The organism is Streptomyces sp. NPDC041968, assembly GCF_055589025.1.
This window is the reverse complement of sequence record NZ_JBVJCB010000008.1, coordinates 206146-225168: the sequence shown is the minus strand read 5'-3', so window position 1 is coordinate 225168 and position 19023 is coordinate 206146. Positions and strand designations below refer to the sequence as shown.

Here is a 19023-nt window from a genome sequence, read left to right as displayed (position 1 = left end):
CCAGGCAGCCGTCGCCGCCGGCAACGCCGACATCGACGCCGTCTCCGGCGCCACCTACACCAGCGCCGGATACCGGCAGTCCCTCCAGTCGGCACTCGACAAGGCGGCGGGGTCCGCCGAGGGCGGTTCGGGCGGGCAGGACTCGGGCGGTGCGGACCGGGGGGCCCTGACCCTCACGGGTTCCGTCGCGCAGACCCAGTACGGGCCCGTGCAGGTCCGGGTCACGGTCAGCGGCGGGCGCGTCACCGCGGCGGAGGCCCTCCAGGCACCCAGAGGCGGACGCAGCGACCAGGTCACCGCCGACGCCGTACCCCAGCTCAACCAGGCAGCCGTCGCCGCCGGCAACGCCGACATCGACGCCGTCTCCGGCGCCACCTACACCAGCGCCGGATACCGGCAGTCCCTCCAGTCGGCACTGGACCGGGCCGGTGGCTGACACCGTGACCGGGTCCGCTCAGGCTCCCGCCGCGGTGCGTCACGTGGAGGAGGCGATGGGGACCGTCTTCTCCTTCGACGTCCGCGGCGGGGAACCCGCGGCGGTCCGGGCAGCGGTGGACGAGGCGGTCGCGGGGCTGCACCGGGTGGACGAGGTGTTCAGCACCTACCGGGCCGACAGCCAGGTCTCGCGGCTGGCCCGCGGGGAGCTGACCGTCGGCGCGTGCGTGCCCGAGGTGGCCGAGGTGCTGGAGCTGGCCGTGGAGGCGGAGCGGGTGAGCGACGGCTGGTTCAGCACGTCGTACCGGGGCCGCCTCGATCCCACCGGGATCGTGAAGGGCTGGGCGGTGGAGCGAGCCGCGCGGCGGATCGCGGCGGCCGGGGCGACGGGCGTGAACGTCAACGGGGGCGGGGACGTCCAGGTGCTCGGGACCCCGGGCGCGGGGCGGCCGTGGCGGGTCGGGGTGGCGGACCCGCTGCGCCCGGGAGGGCTGGCGGCGGTCGTCTCCGCGGCGGCGGCCGAGCTGGCCGTCGCGACGTCCGGTACGGCGGAGCGGGGCGCACACATCGTCGATCCGCGCACGGGGCGCTCCGCGGTGACCGACCTGGTGTCGGTGACGGTGGTCGCCCCCCGGCTGACCTGGGCCGACTGCTGGGCGACGGCGGCCTTCGCGAGGGGGGCGCGGGAGGGGCTGCGGTGGCTGGAGTCCCTCGACGGGGTCGAGGCGCTGCTGGTGACCTCGGAGGACGAGGTGCGGTGCACGGGGGGCCTGGCGAGGTGGCTCGGCTGAGACCGCGGGGCGCCCCGGCGAAACCCGGGGGCGGACGCCCCTGGCGCGGGCCCGCGGGTGACTCCGGCGCGGGCTCACCGTGACTCCGGCGCGGGCCCCAGGACGACGCAGGTGGGGATTCCCGGGTGCCCCGGGTGGGGCCCCTCGGGAGGCTGGCTCGGGGTGCGTCGTCGCAGAGGCGTGACCGCAACGCCTCAGGGGCGCGGGGACCTGCGCGACCAGCCGCGCACCACCCGCCCCCTGCGTCCGACAGCCACCCCCGCCGCGGTCGGGCATCGGCGCCGGCGCCACCCGGCCGCGACGGCGCAGCGCATCAGGGCCCGTTCTGAGCCAACCGCAGCAGATGGTCCGCGAGCGCCTGCCCACCCGTCGGCTCCCGGCTGATCAGCATCAGCGTGTCGTCACCCGCGATCGTGCCCAGGATGTCGTGGAGTTCCGCCTGGTCGATCGCGGAGGCCAGGAACTGCGCCGCCCCCGGAGGGGTCCGCAGGACCACGAGGTTCGCCGACGCCTCCGCGGAGATCAGCAGCTCCGCGGAGAGCCGCCGCATCCGCTCCTCCTTCGCCGACTCCCCGAGCGGCGCCCGCGGGGTGCGGAAGCCGCCCTCGCTGGGCACCGCGTAGATGAGGTCGCCGTCGGTGTTGCGGATCTTCACCGCGTTCAGCTCGTCCAGGTCCCGGGAGAGCGTCGCCTGCGTGACGGTCAGCCCGTCGTCGGCGAGCAGTTTCGCGAGCTGGCTCTGCGAGCGCACCGCCTGCCGGTTGAGGATGTCCACGATCCGGCGGTGACGCGCGGTGCGGGTCTGCGGTACGGCAGCCCCGCCGGTCTGCTCGTGCTCCTGCGCCTGGTTCATCGTCGTCTCATTCTCCGGATCGTCCGTCCCCGTGGGCCGCCGGGGCGGCCTGGTCAAGGATGCCGGGCAGGGCCCCGAGGAACGCGTCCACCACGTCGTCGCCGACGTTCAGCGGCGGCATCAGCCGTACGACATCGGGCGCGGGCGCGTTCACCAGGATTCCGGCGTCCTGAGCCGCCTGCTGCACCTGCGCGGCGAGCGGCTCGGTGAGCACGATACCCAGGAGGAGTCCGGCGCCCCGGACGTGGCCGATCAAGGGGTGGCCGAGCGCCTCGACGCCGCCGCGGATCTTCTCGCTCTGCCGCTTGACGTTGTCCAGCAGGCCCTCGTCCGCGATGGTGTCGAGCACGGCGAGTCCGGCGGCGCAGGCCACCGGGTTGCCGCCGAACGTGGTCCCGTGGTGGCCGGGACGCAGGAACTCGGCGGCCCGCCCGAAGGCGACCGTCGCGCCCAGCGGCAGCCCGCCGCCGAGCCCCTTGGCGAGGGTGACGACGTCCGGCAGCACGCCCTCGTGGGCCTGGTACTCGAACCAGTGCCCGGTGCGGCCGATGCCGGTCTGCACCTCGTCCAGGACGAGCAGCGCACCGGTCGCGGCGGTGATGGCCCGGGCCGCCTTCAGGTAGCCGGGGGGCGGGACGACGACACCGTTCTCGCCCTGGATCGGCTCGATGACGACGAGGGCGGTCTCCTCGGTGACCGCGGCCGCCAGCGCCTGCGGGTCGCCGTAGGGCACGTGCGTGACGTCACCGGGCAGCGGCAGGAAGGGCTCCCGCTTCCCGGGCTGGCCGGTCAGCGCGAGGGCGCCCATGGTGCGGCCGTGGAAGCCGCCCTGGGTGGCGACCATGTGCGGCCGGCCGGTGAGCCGGCCGATCTTGAAGGCGCCCTCGTTGGCCTCGGCGCCCGAGTTGCAGAAGTAGACCTTGCCGTCGCGGCCGAAGCGCTGGAGCAGCCGTTCGGCGAGCAGGACGGGCGGCTCGGCGATGAAGAGGTTGGAGACGTGGCCGAGGGAGGAGATCTGCCGGCTCACCGCCTCGACCACCGCGGGGTGGGCGTGGCCGAGCGCGTTGACCGCGATGCCGCCGACGAAGTCCAGGTACTCCCTGCCGTCGGCGTCCCAGAGCCGGGGGCCCTCGCCGCGCACCAGGGGCAGGCGCGGTGTGCCGTAGTTGTCCATGAGCGCGCTCCGCCAGCGCTCGGTCAGCTCTTCGTTGCCCACGGCTCCCCCTGTGTCGCTCACGACTCCCCCTGTTCGTCCGGCACGACCATCGTGCCGATGCCCTCGTCGGTGAAGATCTCCAGCAGGATCGAGTGCTGGACCCGGCCGTCGATGACGCGGGCGGTGGTGACGCCACCGCGCACGGCGTGCAGGCAGCCCTCCATCTTCGGCACCATGCCCGAGGACAGGTCCGGCAGCAGCTTCTCCAGCTGGGACGCGGTGAGGCGGCTGATCACCTCGTCGGAGTTCGGCCAGTCCTCGTAGAGGCCCTCGACGTCGGTGAGGACCATGAGAGTCTCGGCGCCGAGCGCCGCAGCGAGTGCCGCAGCCGCCGTATCAGCATTGACGTTGTAGACATGTCCGTCGTCCTGGGAGCGGGCGATCGAGGAGACGACCGGGATGCGGCCGTCGGCCAGGAGCGCCTCGATGGCACCGGTGTCGAGTTCGGTGATCTCGCCGACCCGGCCGATGTCGACGGGCTCGCCGTCGATCTCGGGCCGGTGCCTGGTGGCGGTGATGGTGTGCGCGTCCTCGCCGGTGAGGCCGACGGCGAGCGGTCCGTGCTGGTTGAGCAGGCCGACCAGTTCGCGCTGCACCTGTCCGGCCAGCACCATCCGTACGACGTCCATGGCGTCCTCGGTGGTGACGCGCAGACCGGCCTTGAACTCGCTGACGATGCCGTGCTTGTCGAGGGCGGCGCTGATCTGGGGGCCGCCGCCGTGCACGACGACGGGCTTGAGGCCGGCGTGGCGCAGGAAGACCACGTCCTGGGCGAAGGCGGCCTTCAGGTCCTCGTCCACCATCGCGTTGCCGCCGAACTTGATGACGACCGTCTTCCCGTGGTGGCGGGTGAGCCAGGGCAGCGCCTCGATGAGGATCTGGGCCTTGGGGAGCGCGGTGTGCTTCCGCGTGGGTCCTTGGCTCATGACGAGTACGCGCTGTTCTCGTGGACGTAGTCGGCGGTGAGGTCGTTGGTCCAGATGGTGGCGGTGGCGTCACCGGCGGCGAGGTCGGCGACGATGTGGACCTCGCGGTAGCGCATGTCGACCAGTTCGCGGTCCTCGCCGACGCCGCCGTTCTTGCAGACTTCGACGCCGTTGATGGCGACGTTGAGCCGGTCGGGCTCGAAGGCGGCGGAGGTCGTGCCGATCGCGGAGAGCACGCGACCCCAGTTCGGGTCCTCGCCGTGCAGGGCGCACTTGAGGAGGTTGTTGCGGGCGATGGTGCGGCCCACCTGGACGGCGTCCTCCTCGGTCGCGGCGTTCACCACCTCCACCTTGATGTCCTTGCTGGCGCCCTCGGCGTCCCGGATGAGCTGCTGCCCGAGGTCGTCGCAGACGGTGCGCACGGCCTCGGCGAAGTCGTCGTACTCGGGGGTGACGCCGGAGGCACCGGAGGCCAGCAGCAGCACGGTGTCGTTGGTGGACATGCAGCCGTCGGAGTCGATCCGGTCGAAGGTGACCCGGGTGGCGTCGCGCAGGGCGCGGTCGAGCACGGCGGTGTCGGCGTCGGCGTCGGTGGTGAGCACGACCAGCATGGTGGCGAGGCCCGGCGCGAGCATGCCGGCGCCCTTGGCCATGCCGCCGACGGTCCAGCCGTCCTTGGTGACGACGGACGTCTTGTGCACGGTGTCGGTGGTCTTGATGGCGATGGCGGCCTTCTCGCCGCCGTGCTCGGAGAGCTGCCCGGCGGCGGCCTCGACGCCCGGCAGCACCTTGTCCATGGGCAGCAGTACGCCGATCAGTCCCGTCGAGCAGACGGCGACCTCGCCCGCCCCGGTCCCGAGCACCTCGGCGACCTTCTCGGCGGTGGCGTGGGTGTCCTGGAAGCCCTGGGGGCCGGTGCAGGCGTTGGCGCCGCCGGAGTTGAGGACCACGGCGGACACCTGCCCGCCCTTCAGCACCTGCTCGGACCAGAGGACCGGGGCGGCCTTGACGCGGTTGGAGGTGAAGACGCCCGCGGCGGCGCGGCGGGGGCCGGTGTTGACCACGAGGGCCAGGTCGGGGTTGCCACTCTCCTTGAGCCCGGCCGCGATGCCCGCCGCCGTGAATCCCTTCGCTGCCGTCACACTCACGGCGCAACTCCGATCGTCGTCAGTCCCGTGGTCTCGTCGAGACCCAGGGCGAGGTTCATGCTCTGGACGGCACCGCCCGCGGTGCCCTTGGCCAGGTTGTCGATGGCGCTGATGGCGATGATGCGGCCCGCCGCGGCGTCGTACGCGACCTGGACCTGAACGGCGTTGGAACCGTGGACGGACGCGGTGGCGGGCCACTGGCCCTCGGGCAGCAGGTGCACGAAGGGCTCGTCGGCGAAGGCCTTCTCGTAGGCCGCGCGGACGGCGTCCGCGGTGACGCCGGGCTTCGCCTTGGCGGTGCAGGTGGCGAGGATGCCGCGGGGCATCGGCGCGAGAGTCGGGGTGAAGGAGACGGTGACGGGCTCGCCGGCGACCGCGCCGAGGTTCTGGATCATCTCGGGGGTGTGCCGGTGGGCACCGCCGACCCCGTACGGCGACATGGAGCCCATGACCTCGCTGCCCAGCAGGTGCGGCTTGGCCGCCTTGCCGGCGCCGGAGGTGCCGGACGCGGCGACGATCACGGCCTCCGGCTCGGCCAGCGACGCGGCGTACGCCGGGAAGAGCGCGAGCGACACGGCGGTCGGGTAGCAACCGGGCACCGCGACACGCTTGGACCCCTCCAGCGCGGCGCGGGCACCCGGCAGTTCGGGAAGGCCGTAGGGCCAGGTGCCGGCGTGCGGGGAGCCGTAGAACCGCTCCCAGTCACCGGCGTCCGCCAGCCGGAAGTCGGCTCCCATGTCCACGACCAGCACGTCCGGCCCGAGCTGCTCGGCGACGGCGGCGGACTGCCCGTGCGGCAGCGCGAGGAAGACGACCTCGTGCCCGCCCAGCACCTCGGGGGAGGTCGCCTCCAGGACCCGGTCGGCCAGCGGCAGCAGGTGCGGCTGCAGTGTGCCGAGCCGCTGGCCCGCGTTGGAGTTGCCGGTCAGAGCGCCGATCTCGACCTCGGGGTGCGCGAGGAGCAGGCGCAGCAGCTCACCGCCCGCATACCCGCTCGCTCCGGCCACCGCCGCACGTACCGCCATGATGTCCTCCATCCTCGATGGCATGACTATACGTAGAGGCGCACGTTTATGCAACGCACCCCGTACGCCGGCCACCCCCGGCTTCCTGGTGCGGCGGCTCACCAAGTGGCGGGCCGCGGTCGACCGCGCGGTGGCCCCGCTGGGCCTCACCCACGCGCAGCACTCGGTGGTGGCGTCGCTGTACGGCATGCAACGCGAGGGCGAGCGGCCCGGTCAGCGCCGGCTCGCGGACCACTCCGGCCTGGAGGCCCGGTACGTCTCCAAGCCGGCGCGCGCCCTGGAAGCGGCCGGCCTGATCGAACGCACCCGCGACCCCCGCGACCCGAGGGCCGTGCAGCCGGCCCGCACCGAGCAGGGGCGGGACGTGCCCGGCAGGCCGTCACGGTCGTGCGGGATCGGCCCCAGCAGCTGCCGGAGCCGCTCGGCGGCCTGGACGCACCGCGCACGCGGGTGTTCACCGAGGAGCTGGAGACCCTGCTCGGCACACCTCTGGATCCACCCGTACCGCATCACCAGAGCGCTCAGGGGACGAGACCATGACCACCGACGCACCCACCACCGCCCCCGTCGCGGACGCCCGCACCCTCGGCCTGGTCCACTACGCAGCCCGCGCCGTGCCGGAGCACGTCCTGGCCCGGCACGGCATCACCTTCCAGCAGCAGGTCACCCTCCGCGCGGCCGTCACCGCGGCAGCCCCAGGACACCGGAGGACCTCGTCGTCCAGGTCCGCAAGAGCCTCAAGGCCGATCCGGCGGGCCTCCGCACCACCGCCGACGAGCTGCTGGCCGCGCGGCTGCTCGTCGCGGACGGGCGCACCTGCGCCCCGCGGGCTCCGGGCGCGCACTGCCCACGGCCGTCGCCACGGAGGTCGCCCCCGCCTCCGCCCGCATCCGGGGCGGAATCCCGGCCGAGGAACTGACGGCCGCGTGCCGCGTGCTCGCCCTGGTCACGGAACGGGCCGACGCGGAACTGGCGGCGCTGACCGCCTGACGGCACGGCGGTCGCGCGGGACTGCGCCGGGCGCGGGACCCGGGACGACCTCGCGTGCCGGTGAGGCCGTCCCGGGGCCGCACGAACCGCTACCGCTGCCTGATCCGCAGGAAGGTCACCGAGTTCGCCGGGAAGGTGTACGTGAACTTCCCCGCCACCCCCGAGAAGGTCGACGTCACCGGGGTGACCGGCGTGTCCGTCTCCGTGTTCACCGCGTCCTGGTCGGCGGCGAGCGTGGTGACCCGGGCCCGGGAGGCGACCTGCGCGCCGCCGAGGTCGACGGCGGTGCGGGCCGCGGCGTCCTGGGCGTTGACGACCTTCACGATCAGCTCACCCGTCCGCTCGTCCTCGGTGACGATCTGGCGGAAGGGCTCGGCCGGCTTGTCGTCGGTGAAGCTGCCCCACTCCTGGCCGTCGAGGTACAGGGTCACCTGGCGGCCCCGCACCTTCACGTCGATGTCGTAGGCGCGGCCCGTCTCGATCGAGCCGGCCTTCGACAGGAGGGTGGACTTGCCGCCGTCCGAGGCCTGTTCCACGGCGGACTGGGTGTTGTTCCAGCCGCCCAGGTTCCACCAGTAGTAGTTGCCGGTGTCCTTGACGCCGAAGGCGACGAGGAAGCCCTCCTTGCCGGACTTCTTGGTGGCCTTCACGTGCAGGTCGTAGTCCTGCCAGGCCGGGTCGCCCGCCGTGACGAGGGTGTTCTCGGCGGCGTCGTCCGTCTGGACGTACTCGCCGTCCCGCACGCTCCAGCTGCCCGCGCCCGTGTGGGTCCACCGCGAGGCGTCACCGGAGAAGTCGTCGGACAGGAGCGTTCGGCCGTCCGCCGACGTCACCTCGACGTCGTCGTAGGCCGCGCTGGTCGCCCAGGTCGAGAGGCCGACGGCGCCGGCGATGGGGCCGCTGACGGCCGGCGTACCGGTCGCGCGCGAGGGGACGACGCGGTCGCCGGTGTTGTTCATGAAGAGCTTCTGGACCTCGTAGTTGGCCGAGTTCCAGGACGCGTGGTTGTTGAACCAGATCATGTCCGGGCTCCACTGCACGTAGTCCTCGTTGGCGAGCAGCGGGGCGTACGAGGCGAGCTTGACGATGTCGGCGTTGCGCTCCAGGCCGGTCATGAAGGCGGCCTCGGACAGCGCGTTCCTCCAGGCGTTGCCCTGGGAGGCGTACTCGCCGAGGAAGACCTTCGGGCCGTTCCTGTCGTACGTGTCGTAGCGGTCGTTGTTCTGCAGGAACCACTGCGGGCTGTTGTAGTAGTGCTCGTCGACCAGGTCGACGCCGGCCTCGCGGTTCAGCTGCCAGGCGGTGTCGAAGGTGGCGCCGGTGTCGTCCGGGCCGGAGTTGGAGACGACCGTGATGTCCGGGTACCGCGCCTCGATCGCGGTGCGGAACTCCTTGAAGCGGGCCATGAACTCCCGGGGCAGGTTCTCCTCGTTGCCGACGCCGACGTGGGTGAGGCCGAAGGGCCGCGGGTGGCCCATCTCGGCCCGCTTGGCGCCCCACTCGCTGGTGCGGGGGCCGTTGGCGAACTCGATGAGGTCCAGGGTGTCCTGGATGTGCCGCTTCAGGAGTGCGGCGTCGTCGGTGGCCTTGTTCTGGCCGCAGCCGGTGACCAGGGCGGGGACCACGGGCAGCGGCATGGCGCCGATGTCCTCGGCGAAGCGGAAGTACTCGTAGTAGCCGAGGCCGTAGCTCTGGTTGTAGCCCCAGAAGTTGGCGTTGGTGGCGCGTTCCTCGACCGGCCCGATGGTGTCCTTCCACTGGTAGCTGCGCTCGCGCTGCCAGCCGCTCTCCTCGCTGTAGTCCTCCATCGAGCCGGTGTTGACCAGGCAGCCGCCGGGGAAGCGCAGGAAGCCGGGGTTCAGGGCCTCGATCTTCTCCGCGAGGTCCCTGCGCAGGCCGCCTGGCTGCCCCTTGTAGGTGTCGCGGGGGAAGAGGGACACCATGTCGAGTGCGGCGGGGGCGGTGGTGGCGACGGCGAGCCGGCCGCGGTTGCTGGTGCGGGTCGCGGTGAAGGTGGCGGTGTACTTGCGCCACTCCCCCTCGGCGGCCACCTGACGCACCTTCGCGAGGGTGCCGGCGGCGTCCCGCAGGGTGACGGTGAGCGTGGTGCCGCCCTCGGCGCGGGCCCACACCGAGAAGTCGTACCTCTCGCCCTTCTCCATCCGGACGCCGGTGTTGTAGCCGGCGTTGGTGACGGACGAACCGGCTCCGAGGGAGAGGTAGGTGCGGTTGCGCTCGTTGAGGCGTCCGGCGTCGTTCACGACCTCGGCCGGGCCGTCGACCGTCCAGGAGGTGAGCGGCGTGTAGGAGGCGTTGTCGGCGGTCGTGTACTCGAAGGACCGGTTCTGCACGAGCTCGGCGTACAGACCTCCGTCGGCCGCCCGGTTGATGTCCTCGTAGAAGACGCCGTACATCGAGTCGTCGATCGCGGCGCCCTCGGCGGACGGGTCGACGGTGATCGCGTAGTCGGTGACGGCCTCCGCGTGGGCCGGCGACGGCAGCAGGGCCGAGGCCGCCAGGAGGGCGGTGACGCTGAGACCGAGTCTCCAGCGGGTGCGTGACATGGATGCTCCGCGACTCTCTTAGGTCGTTCGAAATATCGGACATTGGTCAGCACTTCGAACGGCAAGATAGGGAGGGGGTGGGGGCGCGTCAATGGGTCGCGCGGCACACCAGGGGCCTGGAGACGGAAAGCGGGTGGAAATGGGCGAGTTGTGGCCGGTACCGGATGTGCTGGCGTATCTCGCGGGCCGGTGGCGCACCGAGCGGTCGGTGCGCGACCTGGCGAGCGGCGCGGAGGGCCGCTTCGAGGGGGACACGGATTTCGGCGCACTGGCCGGCGGCGGTCTGCTGAGCCGGGAGTCCGGCGCCTTCACCTGGCAGGGCGTGACCCGCCCCGCCGAGCGGACCCTGCGCTACGAGCCGGGAGCCGCTCCGGGCACCGCCGACGTGCGCTTCGCGGACGGCCGGCCCTTCCACGACCTGGACCTGACCACGGGACGCCACGTGGCCGACCACCCGTGCGCCGCCGACCTCTACCGGGGCGAGTTCACCGTCCGGGACCGGGACCGTTGGCGGACCGTGTGGCGGGTGGGCGGCCCGGCCAAGGACCTGCTGCTCACCACGGACTACGTCCGGGCGGGTCCGCGTTCCCCGGCCACGGGGCGCGGCCCCCTTCGAAGCGGAGGTTCCAGCGGCCCGCACGACCGGTGACGGTGCTCGCGGACAGCGGGCGGACGTCCAGGTTCCAGTACGTCGCGGGCGGCGCCCTCAGCACGTACACCAGCGCGGCCCGGATCACGGACGGTTCGGCCACCGCGACGATGCGGTCGCCGTCCTCGCCGGGACGCGTGTCGAGCCAGCCGCCGACCCGGGTGATGAACGCGAGGAGCGATTCCCCGCCGTGCGGGGCCGCGCGGGGGTCGGCGAGCCAGGCGTCGACGGTCCCCGGCTCACGCGCCATGGCCTCGCCCAGGGTCATCCCGCGCCAGCGGCCCATGTCGCAGTCGCGCAGGGCGAGTTGCACCAGCGGAGCACAGCCCAGGGCATCCCCGGTGGCACGGCTGCGGGGCGTGGGCGAGCAGTAGCGCAGCTCGGCCGCCGCGAGCGGCAGCAGATCGCCGGCGACGCGCAGCACCTCGTCCCAGCCGGCCTGGTCCAGGGGCCGGTCGTCCTCGAACCGCTCCGCGAGCAGCGGTGAGCCGCGTGCGGCCGCCACGAACGTGACCCGAAGCGCCATGCGGTGATGGTGCTGCGCACGGGTGCGCAGGTCAAGAGGTGTTACCTGCGGGTCGTCGAAGAGGTCGCACCGGCCGGCCCCGGCCCCGGCCCGTCAGCCCCACACCTCGGTACAGGCCGTGCGCAGCCGCCGCACCCCTTCCGCGATCTCCCCGGTGCCCGCGACCGCCGCGAAGCTCAGCCGGAGATGGGCGGCGGGCGGTTCGGCGCTGAAGTACGGGCGGCCCGGGGTGATGGCGACGCCCGCGCGCAGGGCCGCCGAGGTGAGCGCGGCCTCGTCCGTGCCCTCGGGCAGGCGCGGCCACAGGTGGTAGCCGCCGGAGGGGACGTGGGGCAGGGACACCTCGGGCAGGTGCAGCCGCAGCGCGGAGGTCATCGCGTCCCGGCGGGCCTTCAACTCCGCCGAGATGGCCCGCAGGTGGCGGGGCCAGGCGGGCGAGCCGACGAGCTCCAGCGCCGCTTCCTGGAGCGGGCGGGGCACGAAGAAGGTGTCGACGATCTGGATGGCCCGCAGCCGCTCCAGCACCGGCCCCCGCGCGGCCAGGGCGCTCACCCGGAAACTGGGCGAGGTCGCCTTCGTCAACGAGCAGACGTGGACGACGACGCCGTCGGGGTCGTCGGCGGCGAGCGGGGCGGGAAGCGGGCCCGCGTCCTCGTGCACCAGCCGCCGTACGAAGTCGTCCTCGACGACGAAGGCGCCGGCCTCGCGGGCGATGCGCAGCACCTCGCCGCGCCGCTCGGGGGCGAGCACGGCACCGGTCGGGTTCTGGAACAGGGGCTGGCAGACGAAGACGCGGGCGCCGGTCGCCCGGAAGGCGTCGGCGAGCAGGGCCGGCCGCACACCGTCCGCGTCCACCGGGACCGGCACCGGGCGCAGGCCGGCCGCCCGCGCGATGGCCAGCATGCCGGGGTAGGTCGGGGACTCGACGAGGACGGGGGCGCCGGGCGGGGCGAGCGCGCGCAGGGCGGTGGTCAGGGCGGACTGGCCGCCCGCCGTGATCAGCACCTCGGCCGCCGTGATGGCCCCGCCGACGCTGCGCGCGAACCACTCCCGCAGCTCCGGCAGTCCTTCCATGGGCGGCCGGCCCCACGCACCGGGACGCCGTCCGGCCCGGGACAGGGCCGCCGCCATCGCCCGCTCCGGCTGGAGCGAGGGGTGCAGATAACCGCCGTTGAACTCCACCACCCCGGGCGGCGGCGCGGCCAGCGAGACCAGGACCCCGGAGGCGTCGACCGAGCGCGGTACGAGGTCGGCGGCGCCGTCGGCGCTGAGCGTGACCTCCTGCCAGGAGGTGTCCCCGGCGGGTGCGGCCGAGGGGCGCGGCCCGGCCCGGTAGGCGCCGGCGCCGGGGCGGGTGACCACGAGCCCCTCGGCGGCCAGCTGCGCCAGGGCGCGGGAGACGGTCACCGGGCTCACCCGGAACCGGTCGACCAGGACCCGGCTGGACGGGAGCTTTCCGCCGGGTGAGTAGCGGTCGAGTTCCCGTCGCAGCTTGTTCACCAGCTCAGAGGTACTGCTACGCTCGTGCATGAGAGCACAGAGTAGCGCTACCGCATCGTCACCGATAGCAGTCGGCGATTCACAGCCGACTGTCGGCGATCCGGACCGGGCCGTCGGCACCAGGTCCCTCGGCACGCTCCAGGCCGCCCTCGGCGTCGTGGCCTTCTCCCTCACCTTCCCCGCCACCGCCTGGGGCCTGGAGGGCTTCGGCCCGTGGTCGCTGATCGCCGTGCGCAGCATCCTCGCCGCGGTGATCGCCGGTGGCTGCCTGCTGGCGGTGGGGGTCCCCCCGCGCGAGCGAAGCCGAGCGTGGGGCAGGGTACGACTGCCGGAGCGGCGGCACTGGTTCGGGCTCGCGGTGGTGGGCGCGGGGGTCGTCCTGGGCTTCCCCCTGCTGACCACGCTCGCCCTGCGGACCTCGACCACCGCGCACGCCGCCGTCGTGGTCGGCCTGCTCCCGCTGACCACCGCCCTGCTGTCCGCGCTGCGCACCGGCAGCCGGCCCTCGCGCGGCTTCTGGTTGGCCGCGCTGGCCGGCGCGGCGGCCGTGGTCGCCTTCACCGTGCAGCAGAGCGGGGGCGCCCTCACGGCGGCGGACGCGTACCTGTTCGCGGCGCTGCTGGTGTGCGCGGCCGGCTACACGGAGGGCGGCCGGCTGGCCCGGGTGATGCCGGGGTGGCAGGTCATCGGCTGGGCGCTGGTGCTGTGCCTGCCGCTGACCGTGCCCATGGCCGCCGTGGCCCTGTCGTTCGAACCGGTGCACCTGACCGCGCACAGCGTGAGCGGGCTGCTCTGGGTGGCGGTCGGCTCGCAGTTCCTCGGCCTGGTCGTCTGGTACCGGGGCATGGCGGCCATCGGTATCCCGAAGGCCAGCCAGTTGCAGCTGGCCCAGCCGCTGCTCACACTGGTGTGGTCGGTACTTCTCCTGGGCGAGCACCTGACGGTGGCCGCTCCCCTGACGGCCGCGGCGGTCCTGGTGTGCATCGCGGTCACCCAGCGGGCCCGGGGTTGAGCGGCACACAGGTGAGGAGGCCTCACGGATGCACGCAACCAAGGGCGACCAGCTGATCCAGCACGGCAGGGTGGTGGGTGAGCACGACAAGGTCGCGGAGATCGTGGAAGTCATGGGCGCGCAAGGCGCTCCCCCGTACCGGGTCCGCTTCGAGGACGGCCACGAGGCCGTGTGCTCACCCGGCCCCGACTCCGAGATCCGGCACCGGGAGATCCAGCTCTAGAACCGGCCGGCCGGGATTCCCGGCCGGTGCGGCCGGTGGCGTGCCGCCGGCGTGCCGTAGTGGTCGGCGCTCACCCGCGCCATCGCCCCGATCCGGTCCTCGGCCACCTCCTTCGCCGAGAAGAAGACGTGCCCGCGCACCTCGGGATGGTTCCGCGCCAGCGTGAGGTGGCGGGACAGCTCGGCCGGATCCTGCCAGGCGGCGGGCTGCGCCGGATCGCCGGCCTTGTACAGCGCCTCGCCGATGTACAGCTGGGTGCGGCTGCCCTTGGCGACCTCCGCCCACCAGGGGACCAGCTTCGCGTAGTCGGCGGCCGCGAGGCCGGTGTGCCAGTACAGCTGCGGCACGATGTAGTCGATCCAGCCCTCGCGCACCCACTTGCGGGTGTCGGCGTGCAGGTCGTCGTACGTCTGCACGCCGGCCCTGGTGTCGGAGCCCTTCGCGTCGGTGGCCGCGTTGCGCCACACCCCGAACGGGCTGACCCCGAAGCGGGCGGTCGGCCGGATCTTCTTGACCCGGGCGGCCGTCTCGCGCACCAGCAGGTCGATGTTCTGTCGGCGCCAGGCGGCCTTGGTGGCGAAGTCACCGCCGTAGGTGCTGTAGGTGCCGCCGTCGGCGAAGCTCTGGCCCGCCACCGGATAGGGGTAGAAGTAGTCGTCGAAGTGGACGCCGTCCACGGCGTACTTCTCCACCGCGTCCATCATCGCGTCCTGGACGAAGGCCCGGACCTCGGGCAGCCCCGGGTTGTAGTAGAGCTTCCCGCCGTAGGGCACCACCCAGCCCGGGTTCTTCCGCGCGGGGTGGGAGGGCACCAGGTGCGCCGGGTTGTCGTGGGTGGCGACGCGGTAGGGGTTGAACCAGGCGTGCAGCTCCAGCCCCCGGGCGTGGGCCTCCTCGACGGCCGTGCCCAGCGGGTCCCAGCCCGGGTCGCGGCCCTGGCTGCCGGACAGGTACTCCGACCACGGCTCATGGGCGGACGGCCACAGCGCGTCGGCCGTGGGACGCACCTGGAAGATGACCGTGTTGAGTCCCTGCCGGACCGCCGCGTCGAGCAGTGCGACCAGTTCGGCGCGCTGCTCGCCCGCGCGCAGCCCCGCGCGGGTGGGCCAGTCGCGGTTGGCGACGGTGGCCAGCCACATCCCGCGCATCCCGGTGACGGCGCGGCTCGCGGGCGCTCCCGCGAGCGGCACCGGCGCCGCGGGCGGGGTGGAAGCGACCGGTGAGTCCGGCGCCGCCGACGCGCGCGGCGCCATGGTGAACGCCGACAACGCCGCCACCGCGAACGCCCGACGCGAGACACGGCCCATGGGAAACCTCCTGAACGCTGTGGATCCGTACGGTCACGGATCGTGCACGGGCCCTCAGCATGCCCGACCCGGGAGACGGATCCGTGACCATTCGGGGGTAACGTGCTCGATCGGAGCAGACGACGGGGACCCCGGCACGTCTGCTGCCACAGCCGTGGAGTCAGCGAAAGGGACGATGTGACCGGCATCTCGGGAGATATCACACGCGTCGGCGTGGTGGGCTGCGGTCAGATGGGAGCGGGCATCGCCGAGGTGTGCGCCCGCTCCGGTCTGGACGTGATGGTCGCCGAGACCACCGGCGAGGCGCTGGAGATCGGCCGGACCCGGTTGTACAACTCGCTCACCAAGGCCGCCGAGCGCGGCAAGATCACCGACGAGGAGCGGGACGCGACGCAGGCGCGCCTGAGCTTCACCACCGACCTCGGCGAGTTCGCCGACCGTGATCTGGTGATCGAGGCCGTCGTCGAGAACGAGCAGGTCAAGACCGAGATCTTCCAGGTCCTCGACCAGGTGGTGACCCGGCCGGACGCGATCCTCGCCTCCAACACCTCCTCGATCCCGCTGGTGAAGCTGGCGGTCGCCACCTCGCGGCCCGACCACGTGATCGGCATCCACTTCTTCAATCCGGCCCCGGTGCAGCAGCTCGTCGAGCTGATCCCGGCGCTCACCACCTCCGAGGGCACGCTCAGCCGGGCGCAGCTCTTCACGGAGAAGGTGCTCGGCAAGCACGCGATCCGGGCCCAGGACCGCTCGGGCTTCGTGGTCAACGCGCTGCTGATCCCGTACCTCCTCTCCGCGATCCGGATGTTCGAGTCGGGCATCGCCAGCCGCGAGGACATCGACAACGGCATGGAGATGGGCTGCGCCCACCCGATGGGCCCGCTGAAGCTGTCGGACCTGATCGGCCTGGACACGGTCGCCTCGGTCGCGTACTCGATGTACGAGGAGTACAAGGAGCCGCTGTACGCCGCTCCCCCGCTGCTCCAGCGCATGGTCGACGCGGGCCGCCTCGGCCGCAAGAGCGGCTCGGGCTTCTACTCCTACGGCTGACACGCTTGTACGGCTGACACGCAGAGTGACGCTGCGCGGGCCCGGCACCTGACGAGGTGCCGGGCCCGCGGCGTTCACACGGCGTGTGCGCTCCGGGCCCGCATATGCCTTTCGCACACTCTCCCCATGCGCCCACCAGGCGGGTTGACTCACCATGCACATGCAAGGGACGTGAGACGACTACGGAAAGGAGCGGTTTCGTGACCGCCGATCCCGAGCATTCCGTCGCCCAGGGAGAACTCGCGGAGTTACGACGCCGGCTGGACGTGGCCTACGCCCGCGTCGAGGGCGGGCTGGCTCTGCTCTCCCACCGCACCGAGGAGACCGCCAAGGAGCTGAGCGAGCTGAACGCACGGCTGACCACCCTGGAGCACGCCCGCTGGCCGCTGCCCTCGGTCGCGGTCGTCACGGCCGTGGGCTCCCTGGTGGTGGCGGTCTGGCAGGCCCTCGGCCGCTGAGCCCCGGACGTCAGGCCATGCCGTCCGGGCCGGGCGGGCCGTCCTGCCCGAGCCTGAGGTGGTGCAGCAGGAGTAACGCGGCCGCCATGTTCGCGGCCGGGACCTCCCCCCGGGCGACCAGGTCGGGAACGAGCTTGAGAGGGACCCACTCGCGGCGGTCCGACTCGAAGTCGTCCACGGGGTGTCCGACGTACGTGCCCTCCTCGGCCCAGTAGATGTGGTGCCGGGCGTCGGTGAGCCCGTTGGCCGGCTCCACGCTCATGAGGTGGCGCAGCGGTCCCGGCCGCCAGCCGGTCTCCTCCTCCAGTTCCCTGGCCGCCGCCGCCGCGACGTCCTCGCCCTCCTCGACGACGCCGGCCGCGAGTTCCCAGCCCCAGCTGTCGGTGATGAAGCGGTGCCGCCACAGCAGGAGCACCTCGCCCGCGGCGTTCACGACCGTGGCCACGGCCACCGGGCGCATGCGTATGAGGAAGTGGTCGAGATGCCGGCCGTCCGGGAGCGCGACATCAGCGAGGTTGACGCTGAACCAGCGGTTTGCGTACACATTTTGTTCGCTCTGTTTCGTCCACTGCACGGTTCTGCCACCTTTCCTTGAGTAGGTGGCAATATCGCAGCAGGAACGGCTCGACAGCAGGCGCACGGCGGCCGCTCGGGGCGCAGGGGTGGCGCAGCGGGCCCCGGGCGGGGGTGTCAGAGCGGTACGCGCAGGGCTCCGTCGATGAGTTCGGCGGCCTCGGCCGTGCCCGCGCCGCCGCTGCGCACCAGGTGCTCGCGCACCGCGCGGAGTCGGTCGCGCAGGCGCTGGGACTCCATGCCCCGGGCCTGTTCGGCCATCTGCACCGCGGTGGCCACCGCCTTGTCGGCGTTGCCCCGGCGCAGTTCGATGGTGCTGAGCATGGCGAGCCGGTGCACTCGGCCCCGGTCGTGCGCGGGGTTGTCGACGGCCGCCGCGGCGTGCTCGCCGGCCGCCGCGAGTTCCCCGAGGCTCAACAGGGCCTCGGCCACCTGCACGTTGACCAGGCCGGGCTGGACATAGCCGGTCTCGTCGGGTTCGTACCCGCGGCGGATGCGCTCGGCGGCCTGCTCGGCCCGCCGGATGCAGGACAGGGCGCTCGTGCCGTCGCCGAGGTGAGCGTACGCCTTGGCCTGCATCGCGTAGAGGTCGGAGGCGAGGGCGGGGGTGATGTGCCGGCCGGCGGCGCGCAGGGCGGCCTCGGCGAAGGCGACGGCCTGGCGGTACTCCCGCATGAACAGCGCCTGGTTGACCAGCAGCGCGATGACGTAGGCGCCCAGGCCCCGGTCCCCGCTGGCCTTGGCGAGCCGCAGGGCCTGGTGGAAGTAGCGCTGGGCCAGCCCGTGCGCGTCGGAGTCGTACGCGCAGATGCCGGCGACCGCGACCAGTCCTCCGGTGGCCCGGTGGAGCTGGCGGCCGGTGGCGTCGGTGTAGCCGCCGCGCAGCAGGGGGGCGGCCTCGGAGTTGAGGAAGCCGACGATGCGGGCGCGGGTCGCTATGCCGCCGGCCTTGCGGTAGAGCTGCTCGTAGTGGGCGCGCGCGCAGCGCAGCATCTCCAGGTCGGCCGGGGTGACCCGGTGCCGGCCCCCGCGGGAGACGTCCACGTCCTCGGGCGGGTTCTCCCACTCCCACACGGGCATCACGGCCGGTGTGCCGGTGAGCGCGGGGGCGCCGAGGATGTGCGGGCGCTGCTGCTGGTCGGAGCGCCACAGGGCGGTCGCGCGCTCCACGAACCCGGAGAGGGAGCCGGTGTGCGGGGCGGCCGGTTCCCCGGGCACGCCGAGCCCGATGTCGTCCAGGGTGACGGGGCGGTGCAGCCGGGACGCGAGGACCTCGCAGATCAGGTCGGGCACCTGGCCGCGCGGACGCTGGCCCTTCAACCACCGCGCGACGGCGGTGTGTTCGTATCTCAGGGCGAGCCCGCGTGCCCGCCCCGCCTGGTTGACGTGCGCGGCCAGTCCCGCGTGCGAGATTCCGGCCTCGTCCAGGATCGCGTCGAGCAGGGTGTTGGGCTGCATGGATGCCCCCCGGTGATTCGGTGCCGACAGCGTAGTGCGTCGGTACTCACACGGGGTGTGAACGGAGTACGCGCATCCGTACCGTGTGCGCGCTGTCGCGGAGAGTTCCGGGCCGGTTGACTGAGCTGCCTCGAAAGAGGCCGGCCGGGCCGCCGGCTCCCCCTCGTACAGTGCGGCGGCCCGCTACCGCCGTCCGCCCCGTTGCCTGCCCGACACTCCGTGGCGGGGCGGACGGCTCCGCCGGTCGCGTGGAGGATTGCGGTGCGTTGTCGGCCGCAGGTCCGCTGCGGCTGGTCGCGCAGTTCCCCGCGCCCTGTGA

The 19023-nt window shown here is 73.0% G+C and carries 18 protein-coding genes and 2 pseudogenes; 9 read left to right on the top strand and 11 right to left on the bottom strand.

What is annotated here, in order from left to right; genetic code table 11:
- Together ACZ6EG_RS21090 and ACZ6EG_RS21085 are read left to right on the top strand one after the other, a co-directional pair.
- Nucleotides 1–436 (top strand): FMN-binding protein (locus ACZ6EG_RS21090; RefSeq protein WP_469606513.1); only part of this gene is annotated, 436 nt, incomplete at its 5' end.
- A gap of 55 nt (nt 437–491) precedes the next feature.
- On the top strand, nt 492–1226 hold the full coding sequence (locus ACZ6EG_RS21085) for an FAD:protein FMN transferase (RefSeq protein ID WP_469606761.1): 735 nt from the start codon (nt 492–494) through the stop codon (nt 1224–1226).
- A 313-nt stretch (nt 1227–1539) separates the two neighbouring features.
- On the opposite strand, the gene ACZ6EG_RS21080 is transcribed toward ACZ6EG_RS21085, so the two are convergent.
- From ACZ6EG_RS21080 to argC, 5 genes are read right to left on the bottom strand one after another with little or no spacing between them, the layout of a single operon-like run.
- Nucleotides 1540–2079, bottom strand: a complete 540-nt coding sequence (locus ACZ6EG_RS21080) for an arginine repressor (RefSeq protein WP_391970275.1) — start codon at nt 2077–2079, stop codon at nt 1540–1542.
- A 7-nt stretch (nt 2080–2086) separates the two neighbouring features.
- A complete protein-coding gene (locus tag ACZ6EG_RS21075) occupies nt 2087–3295 on the bottom strand; it encodes an acetylornithine transaminase (RefSeq protein WP_391970412.1) in 1209 nt (402 codons plus the stop codon).
- Between the two features lie 17 nt (nt 3296–3312).
- A complete protein-coding gene (gene argB / locus ACZ6EG_RS21070) occupies nt 3313–4221 on the bottom strand; it encodes an acetylglutamate kinase (RefSeq protein WP_361012392.1) in 909 nt (302 codons plus the stop codon).
- Nucleotides 4218–5369 (bottom strand): bifunctional glutamate N-acetyltransferase/amino-acid acetyltransferase ArgJ, encoded by a 1152-nt coding sequence (gene argJ / locus ACZ6EG_RS21065; RefSeq protein ID WP_391970274.1) that lies wholly within the window; start codon nt 5367–5369, stop codon nt 4218–4220. Before argJ ends, argB begins: the two co-directional genes overlap by 4 nt.
- Nucleotides 5366–6394, bottom strand: coding sequence for an N-acetyl-gamma-glutamyl-phosphate reductase (gene argC / locus ACZ6EG_RS21060; protein ID WP_469606507.1), 1029 nt, complete (start codon nt 6392–6394; stop codon nt 5366–5368). The genes argJ and argC overlap by 4 nt, the downstream gene beginning before the upstream one ends.
- A 22-nt stretch (nt 6395–6416) precedes the next feature.
- Between argC and ACZ6EG_RS21055 the strand changes: the two are divergent.
- A pseudogene (locus tag ACZ6EG_RS21055) lies at nt 6417–6934 on the top strand (MarR family winged helix-turn-helix transcriptional regulator).
- Nucleotides 6931–7384: pseudogene (locus ACZ6EG_RS21050) on the top strand (MarR family transcriptional regulator). Before ACZ6EG_RS21055 ends, ACZ6EG_RS21050 begins: the two co-directional pseudogenes overlap by 4 nt.
- Before the next feature lie 89 nt (nt 7385–7473).
- Here the strand turns inward: ACZ6EG_RS21050 and ACZ6EG_RS21045 are convergent.
- Nucleotides 7474–9948 carry an alpha-L-arabinofuranosidase C-terminal domain-containing protein gene (locus tag ACZ6EG_RS21045; protein ID WP_469606504.1) on the bottom strand — a complete coding sequence of 825 codons (2475 nt, stop codon included), beginning with the start codon at nt 9946–9948 and terminating at the stop codon, nt 7474–7476.
- Between the two features lie 139 nt (nt 9949–10087).
- On the opposite strand from ACZ6EG_RS21045, the gene ACZ6EG_RS21040 reads away from it, so the two are divergent.
- Complete coding sequence (locus ACZ6EG_RS21040) at nt 10088–10597, top strand: DUF6314 family protein (RefSeq protein WP_391970271.1); 510 nt, start codon at nt 10088–10090, stop codon at nt 10595–10597.
- Here ACZ6EG_RS21040 and ACZ6EG_RS21035 read toward each other — a convergent pair.
- Together ACZ6EG_RS21035 and ACZ6EG_RS21030 are read right to left on the bottom strand one after the other, a co-directional pair.
- Nucleotides 10503–11123, bottom strand: coding sequence for a histidine phosphatase family protein (locus ACZ6EG_RS21035; RefSeq protein ID WP_391970270.1), 621 nt, complete (start codon nt 11121–11123; stop codon nt 10503–10505). The two genes, ACZ6EG_RS21040 and ACZ6EG_RS21035, sit on opposite strands and share 95 nt — an antisense overlap.
- 93 nt (nt 11124–11216) lie before the next feature.
- Nucleotides 11217–12653, bottom strand: coding sequence for an aminotransferase-like domain-containing protein (locus tag ACZ6EG_RS21030; protein WP_391970269.1), 1437 nt, complete (start codon nt 12651–12653; stop codon nt 11217–11219).
- Here ACZ6EG_RS21030 and ACZ6EG_RS21025 point away from each other — a divergent pair.
- Nucleotides 12652–13635: a DMT family transporter gene (locus ACZ6EG_RS21025; RefSeq protein WP_391970268.1), complete on the top strand. Its 984-nt coding sequence runs from the start codon at nt 12652–12654 to the stop codon at nt 13633–13635. The two genes, ACZ6EG_RS21030 and ACZ6EG_RS21025, sit on opposite strands and share 2 nt — an antisense overlap.
- A gap of 28 nt (nt 13636–13663) precedes the next feature.
- On the top strand, nt 13664–13858 hold the full coding sequence (locus ACZ6EG_RS21020; RefSeq protein ID WP_356605843.1) for a DUF1918 domain-containing protein: 195 nt from the start codon (nt 13664–13666) through the stop codon (nt 13856–13858).
- Here ACZ6EG_RS21020 and ACZ6EG_RS21015 read toward each other — a convergent pair.
- Complete coding sequence (locus ACZ6EG_RS21015; RefSeq protein WP_391970267.1) at nt 13855–15165, bottom strand: glycoside hydrolase family 10-like protein; 1311 nt, start codon at nt 15163–15165, stop codon at nt 13855–13857. The genes ACZ6EG_RS21020 and ACZ6EG_RS21015 overlap by 4 nt on opposite strands.
- Nucleotides 15166–15342: 177 nt before the next feature.
- Between ACZ6EG_RS21015 and ACZ6EG_RS21010 the strand changes: the two genes are divergently transcribed.
- Nucleotides 15343–16215 (top strand): 3-hydroxybutyryl-CoA dehydrogenase, encoded by an 873-nt coding sequence (locus tag ACZ6EG_RS21010; protein WP_391970266.1) that lies wholly within the window; start codon nt 15343–15345, stop codon nt 16213–16215.
- Nucleotides 16216–16415: 200 nt separating this feature from the next.
- The gene (locus ACZ6EG_RS21005; protein WP_356605849.1) at nt 16416–16673 is read left to right on the top strand and encodes a hypothetical protein; all 258 of its coding nucleotides are present in this window, start codon (nt 16416–16418) and stop codon (nt 16671–16673) included.
- Nucleotides 16674–16683: 10 nt separating this feature from the next.
- Here the strand turns inward: ACZ6EG_RS21005 and ACZ6EG_RS21000 are convergent, their stop codons facing one another.
- Complete coding sequence (locus tag ACZ6EG_RS21000; protein WP_469606495.1) at nt 16684–17247, bottom strand: NUDIX domain-containing protein; 564 nt, start codon at nt 17245–17247, stop codon at nt 16684–16686.
- A gap of 116 nt (nt 17248–17363) precedes the next feature.
- On the bottom strand, nt 17364–18704 hold the full coding sequence (locus tag ACZ6EG_RS20995) for a transcriptional regulator (protein ID WP_356605853.1): 1341 nt from the start codon (nt 18702–18704) through the stop codon (nt 17364–17366).
- Between the last annotated feature and the right edge of the window lie 319 nt (nt 18705–19023).

Bases quoted from the DNA above. Each gene is read 5' to 3' on its own strand.
- ACZ6EG_RS21025 (WP_391970268.1), top strand. From the start codon at position 12,652: ATGAGAGCACAGAGTAGCGCTACCGCATCGTCACCGATAGCAGTCGGC.
- ACZ6EG_RS21040 (WP_391970271.1), top strand. From the start codon at position 10,088: ATGGGCGAGTTGTGGCCGGTACCGGATGTGCTGGCGTATCTCGCGGGC.
- argB (WP_361012392.1), bottom strand. From the start codon at position 4,221: ATGAGCCAAGGACCCACGCGGAAGCACACCGCGCTCCCCAAGGCCCAG.
- ACZ6EG_RS21020 (WP_356605843.1), top strand. From the start codon at position 13,664: ATGCACGCAACCAAGGGCGACCAGCTGATCCAGCACGGCAGGGTGGTG.
- ACZ6EG_RS21080 (WP_391970275.1), bottom strand. From the start codon at position 2,079: ATGAACCAGGCGCAGGAGCACGAGCAGACCGGCGGGGCTGCCGTACCG.
- argC (WP_469606507.1), bottom strand. From the start codon at position 6,394: ATGGCGGTACGTGCGGCGGTGGCCGGAGCGAGCGGGTATGCGGGCGGT.
- ACZ6EG_RS21035 (WP_391970270.1), bottom strand. From the start codon at position 11,123: ATGGCGCTTCGGGTCACGTTCGTGGCGGCCGCACGCGGCTCACCGCTG.
- ACZ6EG_RS20995 (WP_356605853.1), bottom strand. From the start codon at position 18,704: ATGCAGCCCAACACCCTGCTCGACGCGATCCTGGACGAGGCCGGAATC.
- ACZ6EG_RS21045 (WP_469606504.1), bottom strand. From the start codon at position 9,948: ATGTCACGCACCCGCTGGAGACTCGGTCTCAGCGTCACCGCCCTCCTG.
- ACZ6EG_RS21015 (WP_391970267.1), bottom strand. From the start codon at position 15,165: ATGGGCCGTGTCTCGCGTCGGGCGTTCGCGGTGGCGGCGTTGTCGGCG.
- ACZ6EG_RS21030 (WP_391970269.1), bottom strand. From the start codon at position 12,653: ATGCACGAGCGTAGCAGTACCTCTGAGCTGGTGAACAAGCTGCGACGG.
- ACZ6EG_RS21085 (WP_469606761.1), top strand. From the start codon at position 492: ATGGGGACCGTCTTCTCCTTCGACGTCCGCGGCGGGGAACCCGCGGCG.